This is a genomic window from Mesorhizobium sp. (genome assembly GCF_004962245.1).
In the GTDB taxonomy this organism is placed as follows: Bacteria; Pseudomonadota; Alphaproteobacteria; order Rhizobiales; family Rhizobiaceae; genus Mesorhizobium.
The window spans coordinates 1-17376 of record NZ_SUHQ01000054.1 but is presented as its reverse complement, the minus strand read 5'-3'; the positions used below and the strand labels follow the sequence as shown (position 1 = coordinate 17376).

Here is a 17376-nt window from a genome sequence, read left to right as displayed (position 1 = left end):
CGGAGAGCACGGCGACCAATGCCGTTACCTACACCACGCCATGGGGCACGATCCACTCTTGTCCTGAGGGCAGAATTCAACCATATCGCCGAGCAACTGGATGCCGATTGGATACCCGATCCGGAAAGCTTCAGCTCCTATGTGACGCGATGATGAGGCCTGGTCTCGCAGCGGCATGCGTTCCGAGAGATGCTGCACCAGGTACGAGGCGACCTTATCCAACAAGGCACCACTTGCGCTGTTTTGTGGAGACGAGCGTCGGCATGCATCCATGCGGGTGCTTGAGTGGTGAAGACTCTGAACGACGGTTCCTATGGCGCTGCCGGCGCAATCAGCTGCTTGGGGACGCGTGACGCAGATCAAAGCTCCCCTTGCCGAGCACGGAGCAGGCGAGTGAGAGAGCAGATGAATAGGCGTGTCGCCAATATTTTCGCATTGCTCTAATCGATTATAGTTGTGAGGAGCAATTTGAGACCATTTACTTGCGGCTCAAGTCACCCATAAAAGAAGGCAAGCACCGATTCGGTAGCTTATCCCCTGTCTTTCGCGTACTCGCGGCCGTGGCGCCGGGTGAACGATTGAAGACCGCCGGTCTCACTCGCAGGTGGGTGCCAGGGCGTGGGGCGGTTGGCAAGCCACAGGAGTAGGACAATGTCGAAGGATTCGGGTAAGGGCGATAATCACGGCGGCGGACCGGGCAAGATCGAGATCACGGTGGTGGTGAACGGCCAGCCCACGCAGGTCGAAGCCAATCCCAACCAGCCGCTTCACGTCATTCGTACCAAAGCCCTTGAGAACACGCAGAATGTCGCCCAACCAGCCGAGAATTGGGAATTCAAGGATGAGGCCGGCAACTTGCTCGACGTCGACAAGAAGCTTGGCGATTTCGGTTTCCCGAATACTGTGACCCTGTTCCTCAGCCTGAAGGCGGGCGTCGCAGGTGCCTAAACCCCAAAGTGTGGATCCGGAGGTCTCCCGAGCGAAGTTTGATCGGGAGATCGGCCGGTTCCGGCCATATGCTGATGTCTATCGGGCTCAGGGCTGCTTCTTGATCGAGGCGACTTTTCCGCGCGCTTTCTTCATTTTCGCCAGCCCCAAGTTAAAGCCACGGGTGGTCAGCGCAGCGAGCGAGGTCGACTTCACCGACTACGACTTAAGACCACCGTCCGTGGTCTTCGTCGATCCGTTTACGCGTGATCCGATTGCCCGGAAAGATCTATACCTGAAAATGCTTAGACGTCCGCCGCTGCCCGGAACGCCGCCGGAGATGATAGGAGCTCTCATCCAGCAGAACGCCGTGCCGCTGACGGACTTCATCCAGGCCAACAGTCCCGAGGACGAACCATTCCTGTGCATGGCGGGCGTCCGGGAATACCACGACAATCCAGCCCATTCAGGTGATCCATGGCTACTTCATCGGGGTTCTGGCGAAGGCTGTTTGGCCTTCATCCTGGACAAGATCATCAAGTACGGAATCGTTCCTATAGAGCAGTTGCAGATTCAACTCCAACCGACAATCGTAGGAATGGTGGTATCCCCTCAGGCGATACAAGAATGACTGGTTTGAGAGATGTAACGATCGTGACTCTCCCGCGCGGCTGCATCTCGACCACGCATGGGCATCTGCGCTCAGTTGGTCGCGAGGGCAATGAGGGGATGGCACTTTGGGTCGGCGTTCAGGAAGACCGGCACTTTGCCGTAACAGAGACGGTTATCCCGGCGCAGCGTCACATTCGAACAAACGATGGCGTTTGCGTGATCGTTGCGGCCGAAGAACTGCACCGGCTCAATGTCTGGCTCTACAAAAGCGGCCTGAAACTCTTGGCCCAGATTCACAGCCATCCGGGCCGCGCCTACCATTCGACGACGGACGACGCTTATGCGGTTGCTACCACGGTTGGGTGTCTGTCGCTGGTGGTGCCGAATTTCGCCCGCGAGCCTTTCGATTTTGCTCGGGTCGCCGCCTATCGGCTTGACGAAAAGGCCAAATGGAATGCGCTCCCTCCCGCGGCACTGTCGCGAATGATCATGATATCGAGTTGAACAATGGCATTCGCTAACTTCATCGATCGCGCCGCCACGGCGGCATCTCAGGTCCTGGCCGATTTTCATCTGGGAGACTTCAAAGCAGCTCTTGAAAAGCAGGTCGTGGCAGTCGCCTTCGACCATCAGGCCGCTTCCTGCGCCGAAGGCCAGGCGACATTAGATCTTGCGGTGAGATTGCTCGCTAGGCTCTACCCGGTTCTGGCGATACTCCCGCTGGACAGCGCGGCGAGCTCTCAAGCCCAAGCGCTGGAGCGCTTGGCAAAGTCGATCAATCCAAAAGTCGGCATCCGGCGTTCCGGCAAGTCTGCCACCGTCTGCGTCGTTGCAGGGGTAACGCGCCCATCACTCCGGTGCCCGATCTTTTTCGTGGGATCGGACGGTTGGGCGGCAAAGCTGTCGCGTACGGACCCGGTGGGCTCTGGCCCAAGTCTGCTGCCTTATGGAGCTGGCGCCGCCAGTTGCTTCGGCGCCGCCAACGTCTTTCGAACTATCTTCGCCGCCCAGTTGACCGGCGCCGAGTTGGACGAAACCATCGACCTCTCGCTATGCAGCTACGACAAGACCAAAGCCGGGGAGGCTGGCCCGATCGACTTTCCAGTCGACCTTGGCGAAACCCACCTCGTTGGGCTCGGTGCGATAGGCCATGGCTCGCTTTGGGCGCTAGCGAGACAACCCGATCTCAAGGGTCGTCTGCATGTAATCGATCACGAAGCGATCGAACTCTCAAACCTGCAGCGCTACGCATTGGCCGGCCAGGCGGAGATTGGTATGTCCAAGGCGGTTCTTGCAGCCACCGCCCTTAGATCGACTGCCCTTGAGGTCGAGGCGCACCCTCTGACGTGGGCAGAATATGTTGCGCGCCGGGGCAATTGGGTCTTCGACCAAGTGGGTGTGGCGCTTGACACCGCCGCCGACCGTCTGGCTGTCCAAGGTGCACTGCCGCGATGGATCGCAAACGCTTGGACGCAGGAGCACGATCTCGGTATCTCCCGGCATGGTTTCGATGACGGCCAGGCTTGCCTTTGTTGCATGTACCTGCCATCCGGAAAATCCAAGGACGAGCACCAGCTGATTGCCGAGGAACTCGGAATACCGGAAGCACACGAGCAGGTGAAAACGCTCCTGCAGACCAATGCCGGAGTTCCCAACGACTTTGTAGTTCGCGTGGCTACAGCGATGGCTGTGCCGTTTGAACCGCTAGCCCCGTTTGTCGGCCAGCCCCTGCGCTCCTTTTATCAGCAGGCTATCTGCGGCGGTCTGGTGTTCCAGCTTAGCGAAGGAAGTCGCCGCGTTCGAACTGTCGTTCCGATGGCCTTTCAGTCGGTGCTTGCCGGGATTATGCTTGCCGCGGATTTGGTCAAACATAGTGCGGGGTTTCCCATGAGCCCGACGACGAGCACTCGGGTGAATCTTCTGCGCCCCCTTGGCTCTCACTTGCACGATCCGAAGGCCAAGGACTCCAGCGGCCGCTGCATCTGTAGCGACGACGATTTCATTGCCGCTTACAGGCGCAAATACGGCGAGCCCGTTGATCAGGTAAGCGATGTCTCGGCCGCCTAAGCAGACGCGCACCTCTCCGTGGACGCAGGGGGCGCGGCTTGTGGGCGTGACCATGGGCGCCATTATGACACGCTTGGCCCGCTCCTTTGCCCGCCTATCGTCCTCCGCGCATGATCCCTGACACCTCCTTGCCGACGTGATGATCCAGCACCAGCCGCCATGGCACCAGAGGCTGGTCAAACCTCCGTTGTTGGCCGGTTTGGACAGTGCTGCATCAGGTCTCGCACGACGTCTCGACAGTCAGGGCTGCTTCGACGGGTGTGAAGATGTCAACATCGACCCCAGGCGCCCGAATCGTCACAATCAGGGCGTACCGAGCCAGAGCGTCGACGCGTTCCAGGTAAGGCTTCTCCTTCCACCAGCCCCCGACCGGGAACACGCCGATCGCGTCACGCTCGGCGAGATCGGCGGCGCTGCCCGACCAGAAATCGGCGTGCAACGAGCCGCGATCGCGGAAGGTGCCGAGCAGCCACTCTTCTCCGCCTCCAGCAGGCGCCCCTTCCTCCTCGTCCCGAGCGGCCTGATTGATGCGGGCTCGGAATTCGTCGACTGTCTCGGTCGCTGACTTTACTCTGAACCGAAGACCATGGGACGCGTAACGATGCCGGCGGGTCCATCCGCGTTCACCGGGGTTGGGTTCGATGAAATAGGACAGCGTGACGCGGAGCTCGACCTGGGCAGCGCCGAGCGCCGCGAGCTGCTCCTTCGGCCAAGGCAGGCGATGCAGCTTCATGTCACGCGTTTTGGCAGCCGCGCCGCCCTCGCGCTGGAAAGGCTGAAGCTCATCTTCAACGATAAGCGTGAGGTCGTTCACCGTTGACAGAAGCGCGCGCCCAAGATCTGGCACGCCATAACCATAGCGCCGCACGAGCGCCTGGATCTCGCCCTTCGCTCCGTTGCACGCATCGATGCGTGCGCGCATCGCCGGAGTCCATTCGGCCGAGTGGACGATCAGGGCGCGAACCGTTTCAGGCCACAGCTCGGGGCGCGCTGATAGAATTAGTCCCGCCATCCGTGCGGCATGGGCCGTTGCCGCGCTCGTATCTCCGAGGGTGGTGAAGTGGCGCAGTTCGGGTCGATAGAAAGTGGTCAATATCTGCAGATCGTCGATCGGCTCGCCAGGCAACACACCGTCATGGGCGAGATTGCCGCCTTCGAAGACGACCTCGGGCTTCACCGGCCACTGCCTGTCCCAAACGACCGAAGTGCGACTGCGCGGCGAGAGCTCGCCGACCGGCGCGATCGGAGCGTAGCCCGCAAAGTCGGTGTCAATGATATCGACCTTTTCTGTGAAAGCGCCGACCGTCAGCGCATTCCAGGCCTGAGAAGGATCATCGACTGCTTCCAGATCGTTGCGCGTCAAATGCTCGGCCGGCATGAGGTCATCGCCGATGTTGCCGGCAGAGAGAACGATCAAGCGTCGCTGTTCCTCTTCGAAACAGAGTTGGTCGATAGCGGCAGACCACGATGTGGGCCTTCCACGCGCCGGACTGGCGCTTGTCACAGCCATTGCGATCGCGCGGCGGCGCTCCGGCGCCTGCACCTCGGCGCGGGCGATCGCTTCCGCGGTGATCGCGCCATAGAGTTCTGGATCGTTTGCCTCGTCTTCTGGCGGAAGGATACGAACACTCTCCAGCCGAAAGGGCAATGGAACTGGATCGCCTCCGACCAGGAGCGGGACCAGATCACCGTACAGGCCGACACCTGCCATTCGCGTCCCGTGGCCGCTCCACGCAGGTGTGTCGTCGCTGCCCCATGCCGGTTTGACGGTGTGCCAGTCTTCAACGGCAAGTGCGGGTTCGATCAACGGGTGGGTGCGACGCACGCCGCTGTCGAGAATGCAGACCGCAATATCGGTTGAGGCGGTCTGACGCGCCCGAGAAGCTCGTCGCTCCAGTCCCTTTGCTCCGCGCCGCCAAGGCCCATGAAGAAGGACGGCGTATCCTTCGCGCGCCGCAGCTCGGCGACGACATCGCTGTGCGCAATCATGCGGTCGAGCATTGCCGTGCTGGCGAGTGCCAGCATGACCACCCGCTCCGGAAACCTGACCGCATGCGTGCGCAAAGTGATGTTCAGGGCTTCGGCAATGTGCTCGAAGTTCTCGCGGCGACCGTCGCGCAGCCAGACTTCCCACCACACCTGCTCGTCAGCGGCCTGGGGGAAGAGGTCGTCGTGGTCGGTAAACAACGATCGTGCAGTCGCCAGCCTGACTGTCTCCATGCGGGAGACGAGCGGCTCGTTGCGCGGTCTGCCGCGGTCAGTGTCAACGTCTCGATACGCCTCGACTTTCCGCAAATAATAGGCTTGCGCGCTTTGCGGCAGGAACACCGACGCTGTGATGGGAGCACCGGGTTGAGTTGGCTCATGGACGGCGACCAGCTCCATGTGCTGGCGACGATCGGCCAACTGGTCGAGGGCCGCCCGTCCGGACATGGGCAGATCGATCTCGAGATAAAAGCCAGGCGTGCCGACCGACAGCTGGGGGTCACGCGCCGCAATCTGCTGGCGTGCACTTTCGACCGCTTGTTCGATGGATTGCGTCAAGGCCGCAGCATGCGACGCCCGATCACGCGCCGGCAGCGGCGGTGCATGTATAAGTTGGTTGGGCCGCCGATAGGCTTCCCGAATGCCGTTGTTGCGAAGGTGGATATGGGCGCGGTCGCGCGGAAAATCGTCTGCCATTATGATCTGTGCTGTCGCTACTCAGACAGCGAAGCCTGCCGGCGTTCCTTCAGAGCGTCGATGAGCGCTTCCGAGGTGATCCGCTTCCCCCCCCGCAATATGATGGTTTTTGCAGCGTCGTCGGCCGCGCGGGTGATCTCGGCCTGCGACAGTCTCTCTGCCTGAGAGATCGCCTCGTTCCAGGCAAGCCCTCTGGTGTCGAAGCGGTCGAGTCGAGCCCGAAGCAGCGCCTCGATAATCGGCCGATCGGGCACGGCGTATTCGATGACATCGTCGAAACGGCGGAACAAAGCTCTGTCGAGCAGCTCGGGATGATTTGTTGCCGCAATAATCAGGCTGTGGCTGTCGTCTTGCTCGAGAAACTGCAGAAACGAATTCAGCACGCGCCGAATCTCGCCAACATCCTGGCGTTCGCCTCGACGCGCGCCGATGGCATCGAATTCGTCAAAGAAGTAGACGCCCCGCGTCGCCTGCATTGCATCAAAAACAAGCCGCAGCTTTCCGGCAGTCTCTCCCATGAACTTGGTGATCAAACCATCGAGGACGATCGTGAAAAGGGGCAGATGAGCTCCCCGGCCAATGCCGATGCGGTCATCGTCTTGCCTGATCCTGGCGGGCCGACCAGAAGCAGTTTGCGACGGGGAACAAGCCCGTGCTCGCGCAAGCTTGCTTGTTGGCGCTGCTCTCCCAGCACGCGGTGCAGGCGCGAGCGCAGACTGTCCGGCAAAATCATGTCGGTCAGTCGCAGGTCCGGATAGCGCACATGCAGGAGCCCTGCGAGCTCGCCCTTTGGCTGAAAAAGGGGAACCGGCCGACTGCTCTTGGCAATCCGGGCGTCCCTGCTCTTGGCTGCGTCGACCAGATCCTTGAGCTCCTGAGCAAGCTTGCCATGGCCTTGACGTGCCTCATGCGCAGCAAGCTGCATCGCGATAGAGGAAACGATCCTCGTCGCCGGCAATGTGGCTTTTAAGCAGCGTCACGATATGGCGGGCCGTGGTCATGGCTCTCTTCTGGGGTATCCGTTTACTTGGCGAAGCGCATGCAACCTAAACGCTTTCAACGGCGATTTGCATCGCGCAATGGTGTTTTTTCTCTTGTCGATGTTCGCCCGTGGCAACTTCAGCGGTGAACTGTTGCGCCGCGGTCATAGGCCAGCCGGAATAACGCCGGCCAGCAGACAACAGTCCGCATCTTCGAGCGCTCGAAGTCTGGCCACTCACGCAGCGTGTCGGGTCCGAACGCTCCAAAGCCGCCCCGCCTGGCAGGTCCATGCGACCGATTGCGGGCGTGCGGCCATAAGGTCTACGCGGGCTCGCATGGCTGCCCGCGCCGCTGGCTAAAAAAGCTGTACACCATCTCACGAAACACCAGGTCCGCTCCTTTGCCGGCCGACGGTCCATGAAATCCCCTCCCCACTCACGACACCGGAGACCTCCTTGCCCACATGGCGCTCAAGCACCGGCCGCCATGGCACCAGCGTGAACTCGCGCGACTTCTCAACGACGGCATATTTTCCGCTGGCAAGCTCGACGGAGCGGCGGAGCGTACCCTCTACTCGTCCTCCGGATCGCGCTTCGGCATAGGGCAGGCCAAGTTCCTCCGACAGTTGGCCAGCAACACGGTTCAGTTCTCGCTGGCGCAGGATCGAAAGCATGTTGGCTCGATAGACGATCCGATCCTGTTCTTCATGCGCGAGGCCTTGCGCGATCAGCCACTCCCGCCGGCGAGCTTGCGCCTCTCTCACGTCGCAGCCGAAGCCGGATCCGTGCAAAGGCTCGGGTCTATCGGCAACCAGCTCCCGGTCGAGCCAGGTGGCGCCGTTGAAGCTGACCTGTCGCTCCAGCGCCATTGAGGAGAGCTTGTCGACAACGACAGGCTCGGCCCTGGCCCGCTGGCCCTCATAATTCGCGACGCGATCGAGATGGTCCGGCGCGATGAGCCAGGTGCCGTTCGGCTCTCGCTCAACGCCGCCGGTCGCGCGGCGGATCGCCTCCAGCCGCCGCACATGCGTTCGCGCAAAGCTCTCGGTGGCGGATGGGTCATGCTTCAGGTGGATATCGACGTCGTAACGGCCGCCATTCGCGGCGGCGATTTCGGCGATGGTACGATCGACCCGCCTCGGCTCGGTGTTCCTTGGCGCGACACGCACGATGCAGCCATTAGGCATCGTTTCCATCGCCTCGCCTCTACCGATGTCGATCCAATGGCTCTTACCGTCGACGGCGTCGACGATCATGTAGTGGCGGTCATTGATCTCGTCGGCCAGTCCACGCGCGACAACGCGACCGACGAGAGACTGGACGGGCTCGCCGGCTCGATCGTGGATCACCCAGTCGGCGGCACTGCGTGCAAGCCCCTTGCCGGCCAGTTCGCGGTGGATGGTCTTGATGATGTCGCCGCGTTCGCCGGTGCGGCGCAGCGTGGCTTCGAGCTCATCGTCGAGGCGCCAGGAGCCAGCGCCGACCTCCGCGGCCAGACCCATCCGCTCGAGCTTGCGCAGCCGTCCCTGGTGCAGCGTCTGGCGAATGGCGTCGGGACCGCCCGGCGAGACCAGCCCGTCATCATCACGCATGCTGAGCAGCCGACGGTCGATGCTGGTGAAGCGTTCCTGCTCCATTTCCCGGCGCAGGCGAAGCTCAATCTCGCGGTCGGTTCGCGGACCGAGATCGAGGCTGACCAGCTCGGCCGCCCGCTCGCGGATGCCAGATGAGATATATTCGCGCGCGATGACCAGGTTCTCGCCACGGTCGTCCCTGCCTCGGACGATGATGTGGCTGTGCGGGTGGCCGGTGTTGAAATGATCAACCGCGACCCAGTCGAGCTTCGTGCCGAGGTCTTCCTGCATCTGCGCCATGAGCCGCCGCGTCAGCGCCTTCAGGTCTTCATACTCGATGCCGTCTTCGGCAGCGACGATGAAGCGGAATTGGTGGCGGTCGCCGTCCGCGCGATCGATGAACGCCTTGCCGTCGACGCGGTCGCTGTCGGCGCCGTAGAGCTCGCCAGGCGCACCTTCTCGGGTGACGCCGTCGCGCTGAAGATAGCGTAGATGGGCACGCGCCCCGTCCGCGCCCTTGCCGGCGAGCTTGACGATCCGCGCCTTGACGATCACCCGGCGCTGGCGGAAGGCGGCATACCGGTCGCGCGATTTCAGCAGCGCCGCAGCCGCCCCGCCGCGCCCTGTCCGGCTGCCCGTGAAGCGACCGCCGGGCTGGGGCTGGCCGCCGGCTCGGTTGACGGCTGCCCGGACTTGACCGGCATAGCGTTTGCCTGCCTTCGAGCCGCGCGACCCGATTTTGCCGAGCTTCGGCCTGAACTCGTCATCCTTCATGCGAGCCTCCCAGACATATCAAGCAAAATCAGACACTTACACGTCCAACCCTCTTGGCACCGGCGGCAGCCTCCTGGAAAAACGATGTGCAGACAAAGATTTAACCGCCTCCTGGAGGCGGTACCTTTATCTTGCCTTACGCGCCCAGCCCCGCCAGACGCGCCCCCGTCCGCCCATGGCTAACGCACCGGCTCCTTCGGCTGCGCGCCGTCCTTGCCGAGCGGCACGAAGAGATCGCCGTTTCGCACGCCTGAGTGAACACCGTCATGAATGAAGAACAGCGACCGTCCGAGAGGAGCGATTTGCGCCTTTGGAGCGACAGATTGGCTTTCGAACGCCTCGATGTCGGCCGCCGAAACTCCGGCCGCCTTGAGTTGGTCGAGGTACTCGACGGTCTCTTCTGGCAGCGGTTTGCCACGCTTCAAATGCTCGTCGTAGCGCTCGGGACCGGCATTGTAGGCGCCAAACAGGCCAGGAAATCCGAAGCGGTCATACATGGCGCTGAGATAGGCCGTGCCGGCCAGGATATTGTCGCGCGGATCGTGGGGGTTAGGCCCAAGGCCGTGTTCGACCCGCATCTCCTCATAGGTGCCGGGCATCACCTGCATGAGGCCCATGGCGCCAGCGGGGGAGGTGATGGGGCGGCCGCCGCGCATTGTCTTGCCGCCGCTTTCGGCAGCCATGACGGCATAGATCCAGGCTTGGGGAATATGGAAGCGCCGGCTTGCTTCCGATACCAACGTCTGCCACTTTCGCAGCTGCGGACTTTGGGAGATGGCGACCGGCTCAGCGCCGGTCGAGGCGGAACAGGCGCATGGCGCAATGGCGATCATGCCCAACAAGAGGAGGGTCACTCGGTCCATAGCGGTACGAGCCTCCCGATGACATTTTGAGTGGGAACAGGCCCGAAATAGCGGCTGTCGAAGGAGCGGTTTTTGTCGCTGCCGAGCAGGAAAACCTCGTTATCCCCGAGCGCTCGGCAGCCGTTCCACCATGGCAAAGGTCGGCCTTCGGCGTCGATTTTGAGCCGGCGCGCGACGATGTCGCCGCCGATGATGATGGCGTCATTGAAGGCGCAGACATTATCGTCCGGCAGCGCTGCAAGACGTTTTGCCAGCGGCACATTGCGAGGCAGATAGCTGCGCTCGGCGGCGAGATACGCCGCGTATTCAGGCGGGCGCACGAGCACGAGATCGCCACGCGCCAGCGCTCCCGCAGCGATGCGGTAAAGGCCGATCGGCGCGCTGGCCGAGGCGTTCCAGACCAGCCAAGGGGTGGGCTTTCCCAGCGCCGTGAAGCCCAAAAGACCGAGACCGGCCGCGGCCAAGGCGACCGTCTTACGGGCTCGAACACGCCTCAGGCGGCTGCCGATCAGATGGATGGAAGGGCGCCGCCTCATGAACGGCCTCCCGTGCCGCCCTGGCCGGAACCGGCCTTGCCATCGCCGGCGGTGGAGTGCTGCGGGTGTCCTTTCGACCAATGGTCGAGTTCGTCGATGTGATAGCGGACATAGCGGCCGTGCTTGCGGAATTTCGGGCCGCCGCCCTTGAGCCGCATCTTTTCGAGCGTGCGCTGGGAGAGCCCGATATAGAAGGCGGCTTGGGCTGTGCTGAGAAACGGGCTGCCCTTTTTCGCGCGGGCCGCGCGTTCGTTTTCGTCGTCCATGATGATCCTCGTTTCGCTTCGGACAAGCGAGGGCGAGGATGGGCGAGGGAGATCGTCTCGGGGACGGGCGAAGAGTCGGGGGAGAGTTTTCGCCGCCCTTTAGGGCGGACGGGGTTTGGGTGGAACTCCTGGGAATGAGCCCCGCGCCGGGGCTGCGGCGCGAGGCTCTATCTCGGCCGGTCAGTCGGCCGGGTTCCAGATGATGGCGTAGGTGTCGTGATCGTCCTGGCCGGCGGCGCGGCCGAGATTGGCGTAGAGCTTGCGCGGTCCGAACTCCGGCGCTGCAATCGACAGGCTCACATAATCCTTGCCGGAAGTCTCGCCGGTGCGGATCCAGCCGGCGCCAACTTCGACTCCTTGCGTAAGCACCCGGAAGTCGGGATGGTTGTCGGCGCTCTTGGCCTGGTTGGGGACGATATCGATGTCGGCGCGGACGCTGAGCGTCTTGAGCTGGCCCTTGTAGGCGCCGTTTTCCTGCTTGTTGACGTAACCGATCGCGGTCATTTCGAAGTCTCCTTTTGTGGTTTCGCCGGGGACCATCCCCTGCGATGGCGCACCGTAATGGGCGCGTCAGGACCGCCTGAATCCGACAGGGCCGCAGCGACAGCGAAGGATCCGAGCGGGCAGCTTTTTTGTGAGCGAAGCGGCGCGAGGAAGCCGCCGCAGGCGGCGGGGAAAAAAGCTGATGGCGAGGGTTTCGGGCGGCCGGACCCGCCCATAGGTCGACAAGCCAGCCGCAGGGATGGTCCTTGGAGAGAGCATGGAGACCGCTCGCCAAGTGCGGTCTTTCAGCCAAGCAGGACGCCGGGATGAAACGGCCTGCAAAGATGCTGCGCCCTTATGCCGGATCGAGATCGTGCCAGCGGGTCGGGCGCCAGAGCAGACATCCGGCATGGTGCGATCTATGAAAGCAGGGCTCGCCAGCGGGAATTTGATACGCGAAGGGGCCAAAGCAAGGCTGGATGAGAAGCCGGTGCTACCTGCAGGTCCAGTGTCATGTGGCGGCGCTCGGGAAACCGCTACGCAACGTGACGCGCTCTTATGAGGCGAACAGACCGGCCCCAAAACCGATCGACCGGTGGTCGGCGCGAAACGCGTCATGCCTGTCCGAAAGCTGACAGTGGCAGAAGACGCATGTCGGGTTCCGCACAATTGACCATGCTGGATTTGTGAGGTTTTCAGGGAGAGCCATGCGTTCACTACCCAGTGAGCTTTGGCACGGCATTTGCACTTGAGATGTGGCAACACGGATCGAAGGTTGACTGCATGCACAAGCGCGAGATGAGCAATGCTCTCCTTTCCTGGAGGCTTGGCAGCAGATTCGATTGTGACGTTGCGAGGAGCTTCAGCCGCTCGCGGCGGAAGTGATCTCAAATCTGAAGGCACCGTTGGGGCCGCAGCCATCAAACACATCTTTCTCTTTTTCGCAGCTCGTCATCAACGCGATGCGGACTTCTTCGCGTCGACGGCGGCCGAAGGTGGAGAAGGGCTCGACTTGCAAAAAGGAGTTGTCAATGACGTCTTACGTTCGCACCAACAGCCCGGCGCAGGTGCGCTCACTGTCCACCTTTGGCAAGCATCTGCAAAGGAGCGTGCTGACGGCGACGCTGCTTGCCGCGGCTTCGACGGGAAGTGAAGCGCAGCCCTATGTTCGTGCTGACGGCAGCACGACTGACGACTTGGAAGCGGCGCGCGCAAGTTGGCGTCATGACGCCGAATTCAATGGAAATGTGGGGCTCGCAGCCATCAACGCGGATGCGCGTATGCGTTGGGTTCCACCGGGGAGGGGGCCAGAGCTCCTCGCCTGCCCTCGTCCGTCTTGACGAGTGCCCGCTTACAGCCTACCTCACTATCGCGTTAGCACTCGTCCATCGCGAGTGCTAACAAAAACCCCTCAACATCCGCACCAGGGAAAAATCCGAAAATGGCAAAGTCGAAGTTCCGCCCGCTGCATGACCGCGTGGTCGTTCGCCGGGTCGAATCCGAATCCAAGACCGCTGGCGGGATCATCATCCCGGATACGGCAAAGGAAAAGCCGCAGGAAGGCGAGATCATCGCCGTTGGTTCCGGCGCCCGTGACGAAGCCGGCAAGCTCGTCCCACTGGACGTCAAGGCCGGCGATCGCATCCTGTTCGGCAAGTGGTCGGGCACCGAAGTCAAGCTCAATGGCGAAGACCTTCTGATCATGAAGGAATCCGACATCATGGGCATCATCGGCTCATATCAGGCCCTTTCGTCAACTGAATTCCCGGGCTCGATTGAAGCCCCTGCCAGGAGCTAAAAATGGCTGCCAAAGACGTAAAATTCTCCCGTGATGCCCGCGAGCGCATGCTGCGCGGCGTCAACATCCTCGCCGACGCGGTGAAGGTCACGCTCGGCCCCAAGGGCCGCAACGTCGTCATCGACAAGTCGTTCGGCGCCCCGCGCATCACCAAGGACGGCGTCACCGTCGCCAAGGAAATCGAGCTTGAGGACAAGTTCGAGAACATGGGCGCGCAGATGGTCCGCGAAGTTGCTTCGAAGACCAACGACATCGCCGGCGACGGCACCACGACCGCGACCGTTCTGGCGCAGTCGATCGTCCAGGAAGGCCACAAGGCGGTTGCCGCCGGCATGAACCCGATGGACCTGAAGCGCGGCATCGACCTCGCGGTAACCGACGTCGTTGCGACGCTGATCAAGAACGCCAAGAAGATCAAGACCTCCGAAGAGGTTGCCCAGGTCGGCACCATCGCCGGCAACGGCGATGCTTCGGTCGGCAAGATGATCGCCGAAGCAATGCAGAAGGTCGGCAACGAAGGCGTCATCACGGTTGAGGAAGCCAAGACCGCCGAGACCGAACTCGAAGTCGTCGAAGGCATGCAGTTCGACCGCGGCTACCTCTCGCCCTACTTCGTCACCAACGCCGACAAGATGGTTGCCGAGCTCGAGGACGTCTACATCCTCCTGCACGAGAAGAAGCTGTCCAACCTCCAGGCCATGCTGCCGGTTCTCGAAGCCGTCGTGCAGACCTCGAAGCCGCTGCTCATCATCTCGGAAGACGTCGAAGGCGAGGCTCTGGCCACGCTGGTCGTCAACAAGCTGCGTGGCGGCCTGAAGATCGCCGCCGTCAAGGCGCCGGGCTTCGGTGATCGCCGCAAGGCCATGCTGGAAGACATCGCCATCCTCACCGGTGGCCAGGTCATCTCGGAAGACCTCGGCATCAAGCTCGAGAATGTCGGCCTCAACATGCTCGGCCGCGCCAAGAAGGTGTCGATCTCCAAGGAGAACACCACCATCGTCGACGGCGCCGGCAAGAAGGCCGAGATCCAGGGCCGCGTTGCCCAGATCAAGCAGCAGATCGAAGAGACCACTTCGGACTACGACAAGGAGAAGCTGCAGGAACGTCTGGCCAAGCTCGCCGGCGGCGTTGCGGTGATCCGCGTCGGCGGTGCGACGGAAGTCGAAGTCAAGGAAAAGAAGGACCGCGTCGATGACGCCCTCAACGCGACCCGCGCGGCCGTCGAAGAAGGCATCGTTGCTGGTGGTGGCGTCGCGCTGCTGCGCGCTTCGGCCAACATCAAGGCCACCGGCGTCAATGCCGACCAGGCCGCCGGCATCAACATCGTTCGTCGTGCGCTGCAGGCTCCGGCCCGCCAGATCGCGGCCAACGCCGGTGCGGAAGCATCGATCGTTGCCGGCAAGATCCTTGAGAACAAGGGCGCGACCTTCGGCTACAACGCCCAGACCGGCGAATATGGCGACATGATCGCCATGGGCATCGTCGATCCGGTCAAGGTTGTCCGCACCGCTCTCCAGGACGCGGCCTCGGTGGCCGGCCTGCTGGTCACCACCGAAGCCATGATCGCGGAGGCTCCGAAGAAGGAGTCGGCTGGCGGCGGCGGCATGCCTGGCGGCATGGGTGGCGGCGGCATGGGCGGCATGGGCGGCATGGGCGGTATGGATTTCTAATCCAGCTCTGGCAGCTTTCGCAACGAGGGGCGGCAGCAATGCCGCCCTTTTTTTGCGAACCTCGATCCGATAAACGATCGGCGCCAACGCCGGCCATGTTAGCGCAACCTCAAAAGAACTGTCGAGTTGGTTGCGCGGCTTTTGCGTCATCAGAGGCGCAAGGCGGCCGCGTGTGATGATTGCGCGCTTCCATAGGCGGTTTCGGCATGTGCCTCGCCTTCGACATCGGCATTGCGGCCAAGCAGGAAATCGGCGGCTTTCGAGGCATGGCTTGCGGCGCGGAAGATGGCGCGGTTGTCCTCGCGCAAAACCGTCAGCCATGAGCCGATGTAGTCGGCATGGCGCACGGTCGGCTCGATGCCGAGACTGCTGCAGATGAAGGCTGATGCGATTTCGGCGACCAGTTCCTCGCGCGCATAGGTGTTGGACCCGAAGGAGCCGGACAGGTCGCGCGCGAGTCGCGTCGGGTGGCCGGTCCAGTGGCCAAGCTCGTGAAAGCAGGTCCGGTAATAGTCGATCTGGTGGAAGAAAGCCGGCTGCGGCGGCACCTGTATGGTGTCGCTGCCGGGCATGTAGAAGGCGCGCTCGCCGCCGATGCGAAAATCAGCGCCGGTTGCATGAATGAGCGCCTCGGCCTGCGGGACCATCTCGCGCTCAGGCAGAGGCTCGCCGGCGGCATAAAGATGTTCGGGCAGATTATCGCACTGCGCGACATTGAAGACGGTAAAGCGCTTCAGGAAGGGCACCGCCTGCGGTTCGTCGCCATCGGTGTCGGCGCGTTGCTTTTCGTTCTTGGGAACAAAGCGGTCAGCGTGAACGATGGTGGTGCCGTGCTCACCCTTCCTGACATTGCCACCTAGGGAAAGCGCCTGCCGGAAGGTGAGCCAGTTCTGGCTGGGGAAACCGCGATCGATGACCCCGCCCCACAGGATCAGGATATTGATGCCGGAATATCGGCGCTGGGTGGCCGCATTCCGCGGCAGGCCGAGGCCTGTCCTTGCCCTGCCCCACGGCTTGACCCATGGCACGGTGCCGCGCTCCAGTTCGGCAATGATGCGGTCGGTGATTTCCTGATAAAGGCTGGCGCCGGTGCGCCCGCCACTCTCTGCGCCAGCCTGTCGGCTGCCGCAACGTTTGTTGTTTGCACGCATCGTGATGTCCTCCGCTCTTCAATCGCGCCCTCCCCGGAAGCGGGGTGGGCGGCGAAAGCGACCGGAAAGGCCCGACGTCGGAGGCGGACTGCATCCGCAGGACCGGAACGGAGTGGAGGACCCGAAGCGAAAGCGAAGGGTTGCGGGACGCCGCGGCGGGCCTAGAAGGGAGTGCTGCCCGCCCTGCGCCACCGGGGAAGGCCACGATAAAAACGACGCCGGCCGACAGGCCGGCGACCGTCAGCAGCCGAAGGCTGCCCCGCGCCAGGGGGCGAAGCCGCAGGGCCAAGACCGCCTGAGCCTGGCGAAGATAAGCGGGCTCGGTTCACGAGCACCCGGCCAGCGCCTTCAGGCGCGGGCGCTCAGGATTGTTGTTGGCGCCCACGGCAGCTGGATGACCGCAACAAGATGCCGAGGAGCAACAGCAAAGCCAGCTGCCACAAACGGCACGCTCCGGCAACAACAGCGTGGCCGATCTACAGATGCTGCCCCGCACGAGAGCCTGCACGCTTTGAGCGCGCATCGGCGAGCAAGCGTTGCAAGCTGGCCATGTCGACCAGGTGGGCGATCACTATATCGCCGACCACCAACGCGGGCGTACGGTCGATGTGCAGACCTTTCGCGAGTGCGCGGACGCGCGCAAGTTCATCTGCGATGGCCGGATCTTGCATTCCCGCTTGAGCTGCTCCACGTCAAGGCCCACACGCGCTGCGATCTTGAGAGTGATCCTTTCAATGATCCAACTGGGGGAAGTCATAAGGGCGCGGTGGAATTCGTCGAACTTTCCCTGTTTTCTCGAGGCGAGTGCGATTGGGAATCCGGTCCCAGGACCGGGAACCGTCTGATCACAAGCTTCAGATTGGGATCATTCTTGAAGGCTTTTTGGTAGTTGAGATCTGCCAGTCTGCAATGCGGACAGTTGTGGTAGTCATTGAATATGGTCGTGTCCCACCGCGTGGTGTAGGTCGGCGATAGCGAAGCCGCTCGCGAGCG

Annotated in this window: 13 protein-coding genes and 3 pseudogenes; 7 read left to right on the top strand and 9 right to left on the bottom strand. The window is 62.3% G+C overall.

The annotated features are described in order from the left end of the window. Positions 1–651 precede the first annotated feature (651 nt). The 4 genes from E5X88_RS31940 to E5X88_RS31925 are packed head-to-tail and all read left to right on the top strand — an operon-like array spanning position 652 to position 3606. A complete protein-coding gene (locus E5X88_RS31940; protein WP_024505654.1) occupies positions 652–948 on the top strand; it encodes a DUF2604 domain-containing protein in 297 nt (98 codons plus the stop codon). Continuing rightward, a complete protein-coding gene (locus E5X88_RS31935) occupies positions 941–1558 on the top strand; it encodes a putative metal-binding protein (RefSeq protein ID WP_091595799.1) in 618 nt (205 codons plus the stop codon). The genes E5X88_RS31940 and E5X88_RS31935 overlap by 8 nt, the downstream gene beginning before the upstream one ends. Next, the gene (locus E5X88_RS31930) at positions 1555–2043 is read left to right on the top strand and encodes a Mov34/MPN/PAD-1 family protein (RefSeq protein WP_091595801.1); all 489 of its coding nucleotides are present in this window, start codon (positions 1555–1557) and stop codon (positions 2041–2043) included. The genes E5X88_RS31935 and E5X88_RS31930 overlap by 4 nt, the downstream gene beginning before the upstream one ends. A 3-nt stretch (positions 2044–2046) precedes the next feature. After that, positions 2047–3606 carry an E2 ligase fold family C protein gene (locus E5X88_RS31925; protein WP_091595803.1) on the top strand — a complete coding sequence of 520 codons (1560 nt, stop codon included), beginning with the start codon at positions 2047–2049 and terminating at the stop codon, positions 3604–3606. Positions 3607–3820: 214 nt separating this feature from the next. On the opposite strand, the pseudogene E5X88_RS31920 reads toward E5X88_RS31925, so the two are convergent. The 7 genes and pseudogenes from E5X88_RS31920 to E5X88_RS31890 form a co-directional block, all read right to left on the bottom strand. Next, positions 3821–6288 (bottom strand): annotated as a pseudogene (locus E5X88_RS31920) (S8 family peptidase). Positions 6289–6305: 17 nt separating this feature from the next. Further along, positions 6306–7289: pseudogene (locus E5X88_RS31915) on the bottom strand (ATP-binding protein). Positions 7290–7645: 356 nt separating this feature from the next. After that, positions 7646–9616, bottom strand: a complete 1971-nt coding sequence (gene rlxS, locus E5X88_RS31910; protein ID WP_095521267.1) for a relaxase/mobilization nuclease RlxS — start codon at positions 9614–9616, stop codon at positions 7646–7648. Positions 9617–9795: 179 nt separating this feature from the next. After that, positions 9796–10479: a lytic transglycosylase domain-containing protein gene (locus E5X88_RS31905; protein WP_024505647.1), complete on the bottom strand. Its 684-nt coding sequence runs from the start codon at positions 10477–10479 to the stop codon at positions 9796–9798. Continuing rightward, entirely contained in the window at positions 10467–11015 is a 549-nt protein-coding gene (locus tag E5X88_RS31900; RefSeq protein WP_029354919.1) for a S26 family signal peptidase, read from the bottom strand. Before E5X88_RS31900 ends, E5X88_RS31905 begins: the two co-directional genes overlap by 13 nt. Then, positions 11012–11281 carry a helix-turn-helix domain-containing protein gene (locus tag E5X88_RS31895; RefSeq protein ID WP_029354917.1) on the bottom strand — a complete coding sequence of 90 codons (270 nt, stop codon included), beginning with the start codon at positions 11279–11281 and terminating at the stop codon, positions 11012–11014. The genes E5X88_RS31900 and E5X88_RS31895 overlap by 4 nt, the downstream gene beginning before the upstream one ends. Positions 11282–11461: 180 nt before the next feature. Then, positions 11462–11785, bottom strand: coding sequence for a DUF736 domain-containing protein (locus tag E5X88_RS31890; RefSeq protein WP_029354915.1), 324 nt, complete (start codon positions 11783–11785; stop codon positions 11462–11464). Between the two features lie 784 nt (positions 11786–12569). Here E5X88_RS31890 and E5X88_RS31885 point away from each other — a divergent pair. From E5X88_RS31885 to groL, 3 genes and pseudogenes are all read left to right on the top strand, one after another. Next, positions 12570–12917 carry a hypothetical protein gene (locus tag E5X88_RS31885; protein ID WP_126038541.1) on the top strand — a complete coding sequence of 116 codons (348 nt, stop codon included), beginning with the start codon at positions 12570–12572 and terminating at the stop codon, positions 12915–12917. A gap of 288 nt (positions 12918–13205) precedes the next feature. Next, positions 13206–13499 (top strand): annotated as a pseudogene (gene groES / locus E5X88_RS31880) (co-chaperone GroES); the annotation flags it as partial. A gap of 65 nt (positions 13500–13564) precedes the next feature. Next, complete coding sequence (gene groL / locus E5X88_RS31875; protein WP_091595807.1) at positions 13565–15232, top strand: chaperonin GroEL; 1668 nt, start codon at positions 13565–13567, stop codon at positions 15230–15232. A 149-nt stretch (positions 15233–15381) separates the two neighbouring features. On the opposite strand, the gene E5X88_RS31870 is transcribed toward groL, so the two are convergent. Further along, positions 15382–16383 (bottom strand): zincin-like metallopeptidase domain-containing protein, encoded by a 1002-nt coding sequence (locus E5X88_RS31870; protein WP_051695374.1) that lies wholly within the window; start codon positions 16381–16383, stop codon positions 15382–15384. A 476-nt stretch (positions 16384–16859) separates the two neighbouring features. Beyond that, entirely contained in the window at positions 16860–17054 is a 195-nt protein-coding gene (locus tag E5X88_RS31865; RefSeq protein ID WP_051695369.1) for a hypothetical protein, read from the bottom strand. Positions 17055–17376: the final 322 nt, after the last annotated feature.

Excerpts from the sequence above, each read along its gene's own strand:
- E5X88_RS31900 (WP_029354919.1), bottom strand. The coding sequence starts at position 11,015 with ATGAGGCGGCGCCCTTCCATCCATCTGATCGGCAGCCGCCTGAGGCGT.
- E5X88_RS31870 (WP_051695374.1), bottom strand. The coding sequence starts at position 16,383 with ATGCGTGCAAACAACAAACGTTGCGGCAGCCGACAGGCTGGCGCAGAG.
- E5X88_RS31885 (WP_126038541.1), top strand. The coding sequence starts at position 12,570 with ATGCTCTCCTTTCCTGGAGGCTTGGCAGCAGATTCGATTGTGACGTTG.
- E5X88_RS31905 (WP_024505647.1), bottom strand. The coding sequence starts at position 10,479 with ATGGACCGAGTGACCCTCCTCTTGTTGGGCATGATCGCCATTGCGCCA.
- E5X88_RS31940 (WP_024505654.1), top strand. The coding sequence starts at position 652 with ATGTCGAAGGATTCGGGTAAGGGCGATAATCACGGCGGCGGACCGGGC.
- E5X88_RS31930 (WP_091595801.1), top strand. The coding sequence starts at position 1,555 with ATGACTGGTTTGAGAGATGTAACGATCGTGACTCTCCCGCGCGGCTGC.
- rlxS (WP_095521267.1), bottom strand. The coding sequence starts at position 9,616 with ATGAAGGATGACGAGTTCAGGCCGAAGCTCGGCAAAATCGGGTCGCGC.
- groL (WP_091595807.1), top strand. The coding sequence starts at position 13,565 with ATGGCTGCCAAAGACGTAAAATTCTCCCGTGATGCCCGCGAGCGCATG.
- E5X88_RS31925 (WP_091595803.1), top strand. The coding sequence starts at position 2,047 with ATGGCATTCGCTAACTTCATCGATCGCGCCGCCACGGCGGCATCTCAG.
- E5X88_RS31895 (WP_029354917.1), bottom strand. The coding sequence starts at position 11,281 with ATGGACGACGAAAACGAACGCGCGGCCCGCGCGAAAAAGGGCAGCCCG.
- E5X88_RS31890 (WP_029354915.1), bottom strand. The coding sequence starts at position 11,785 with ATGACCGCGATCGGTTACGTCAACAAGCAGGAAAACGGCGCCTACAAG.
- E5X88_RS31865 (WP_051695369.1), bottom strand. The coding sequence starts at position 17,054 with ATGCAAGATCCGGCCATCGCAGATGAACTTGCGCGCGTCCGCGCACTC.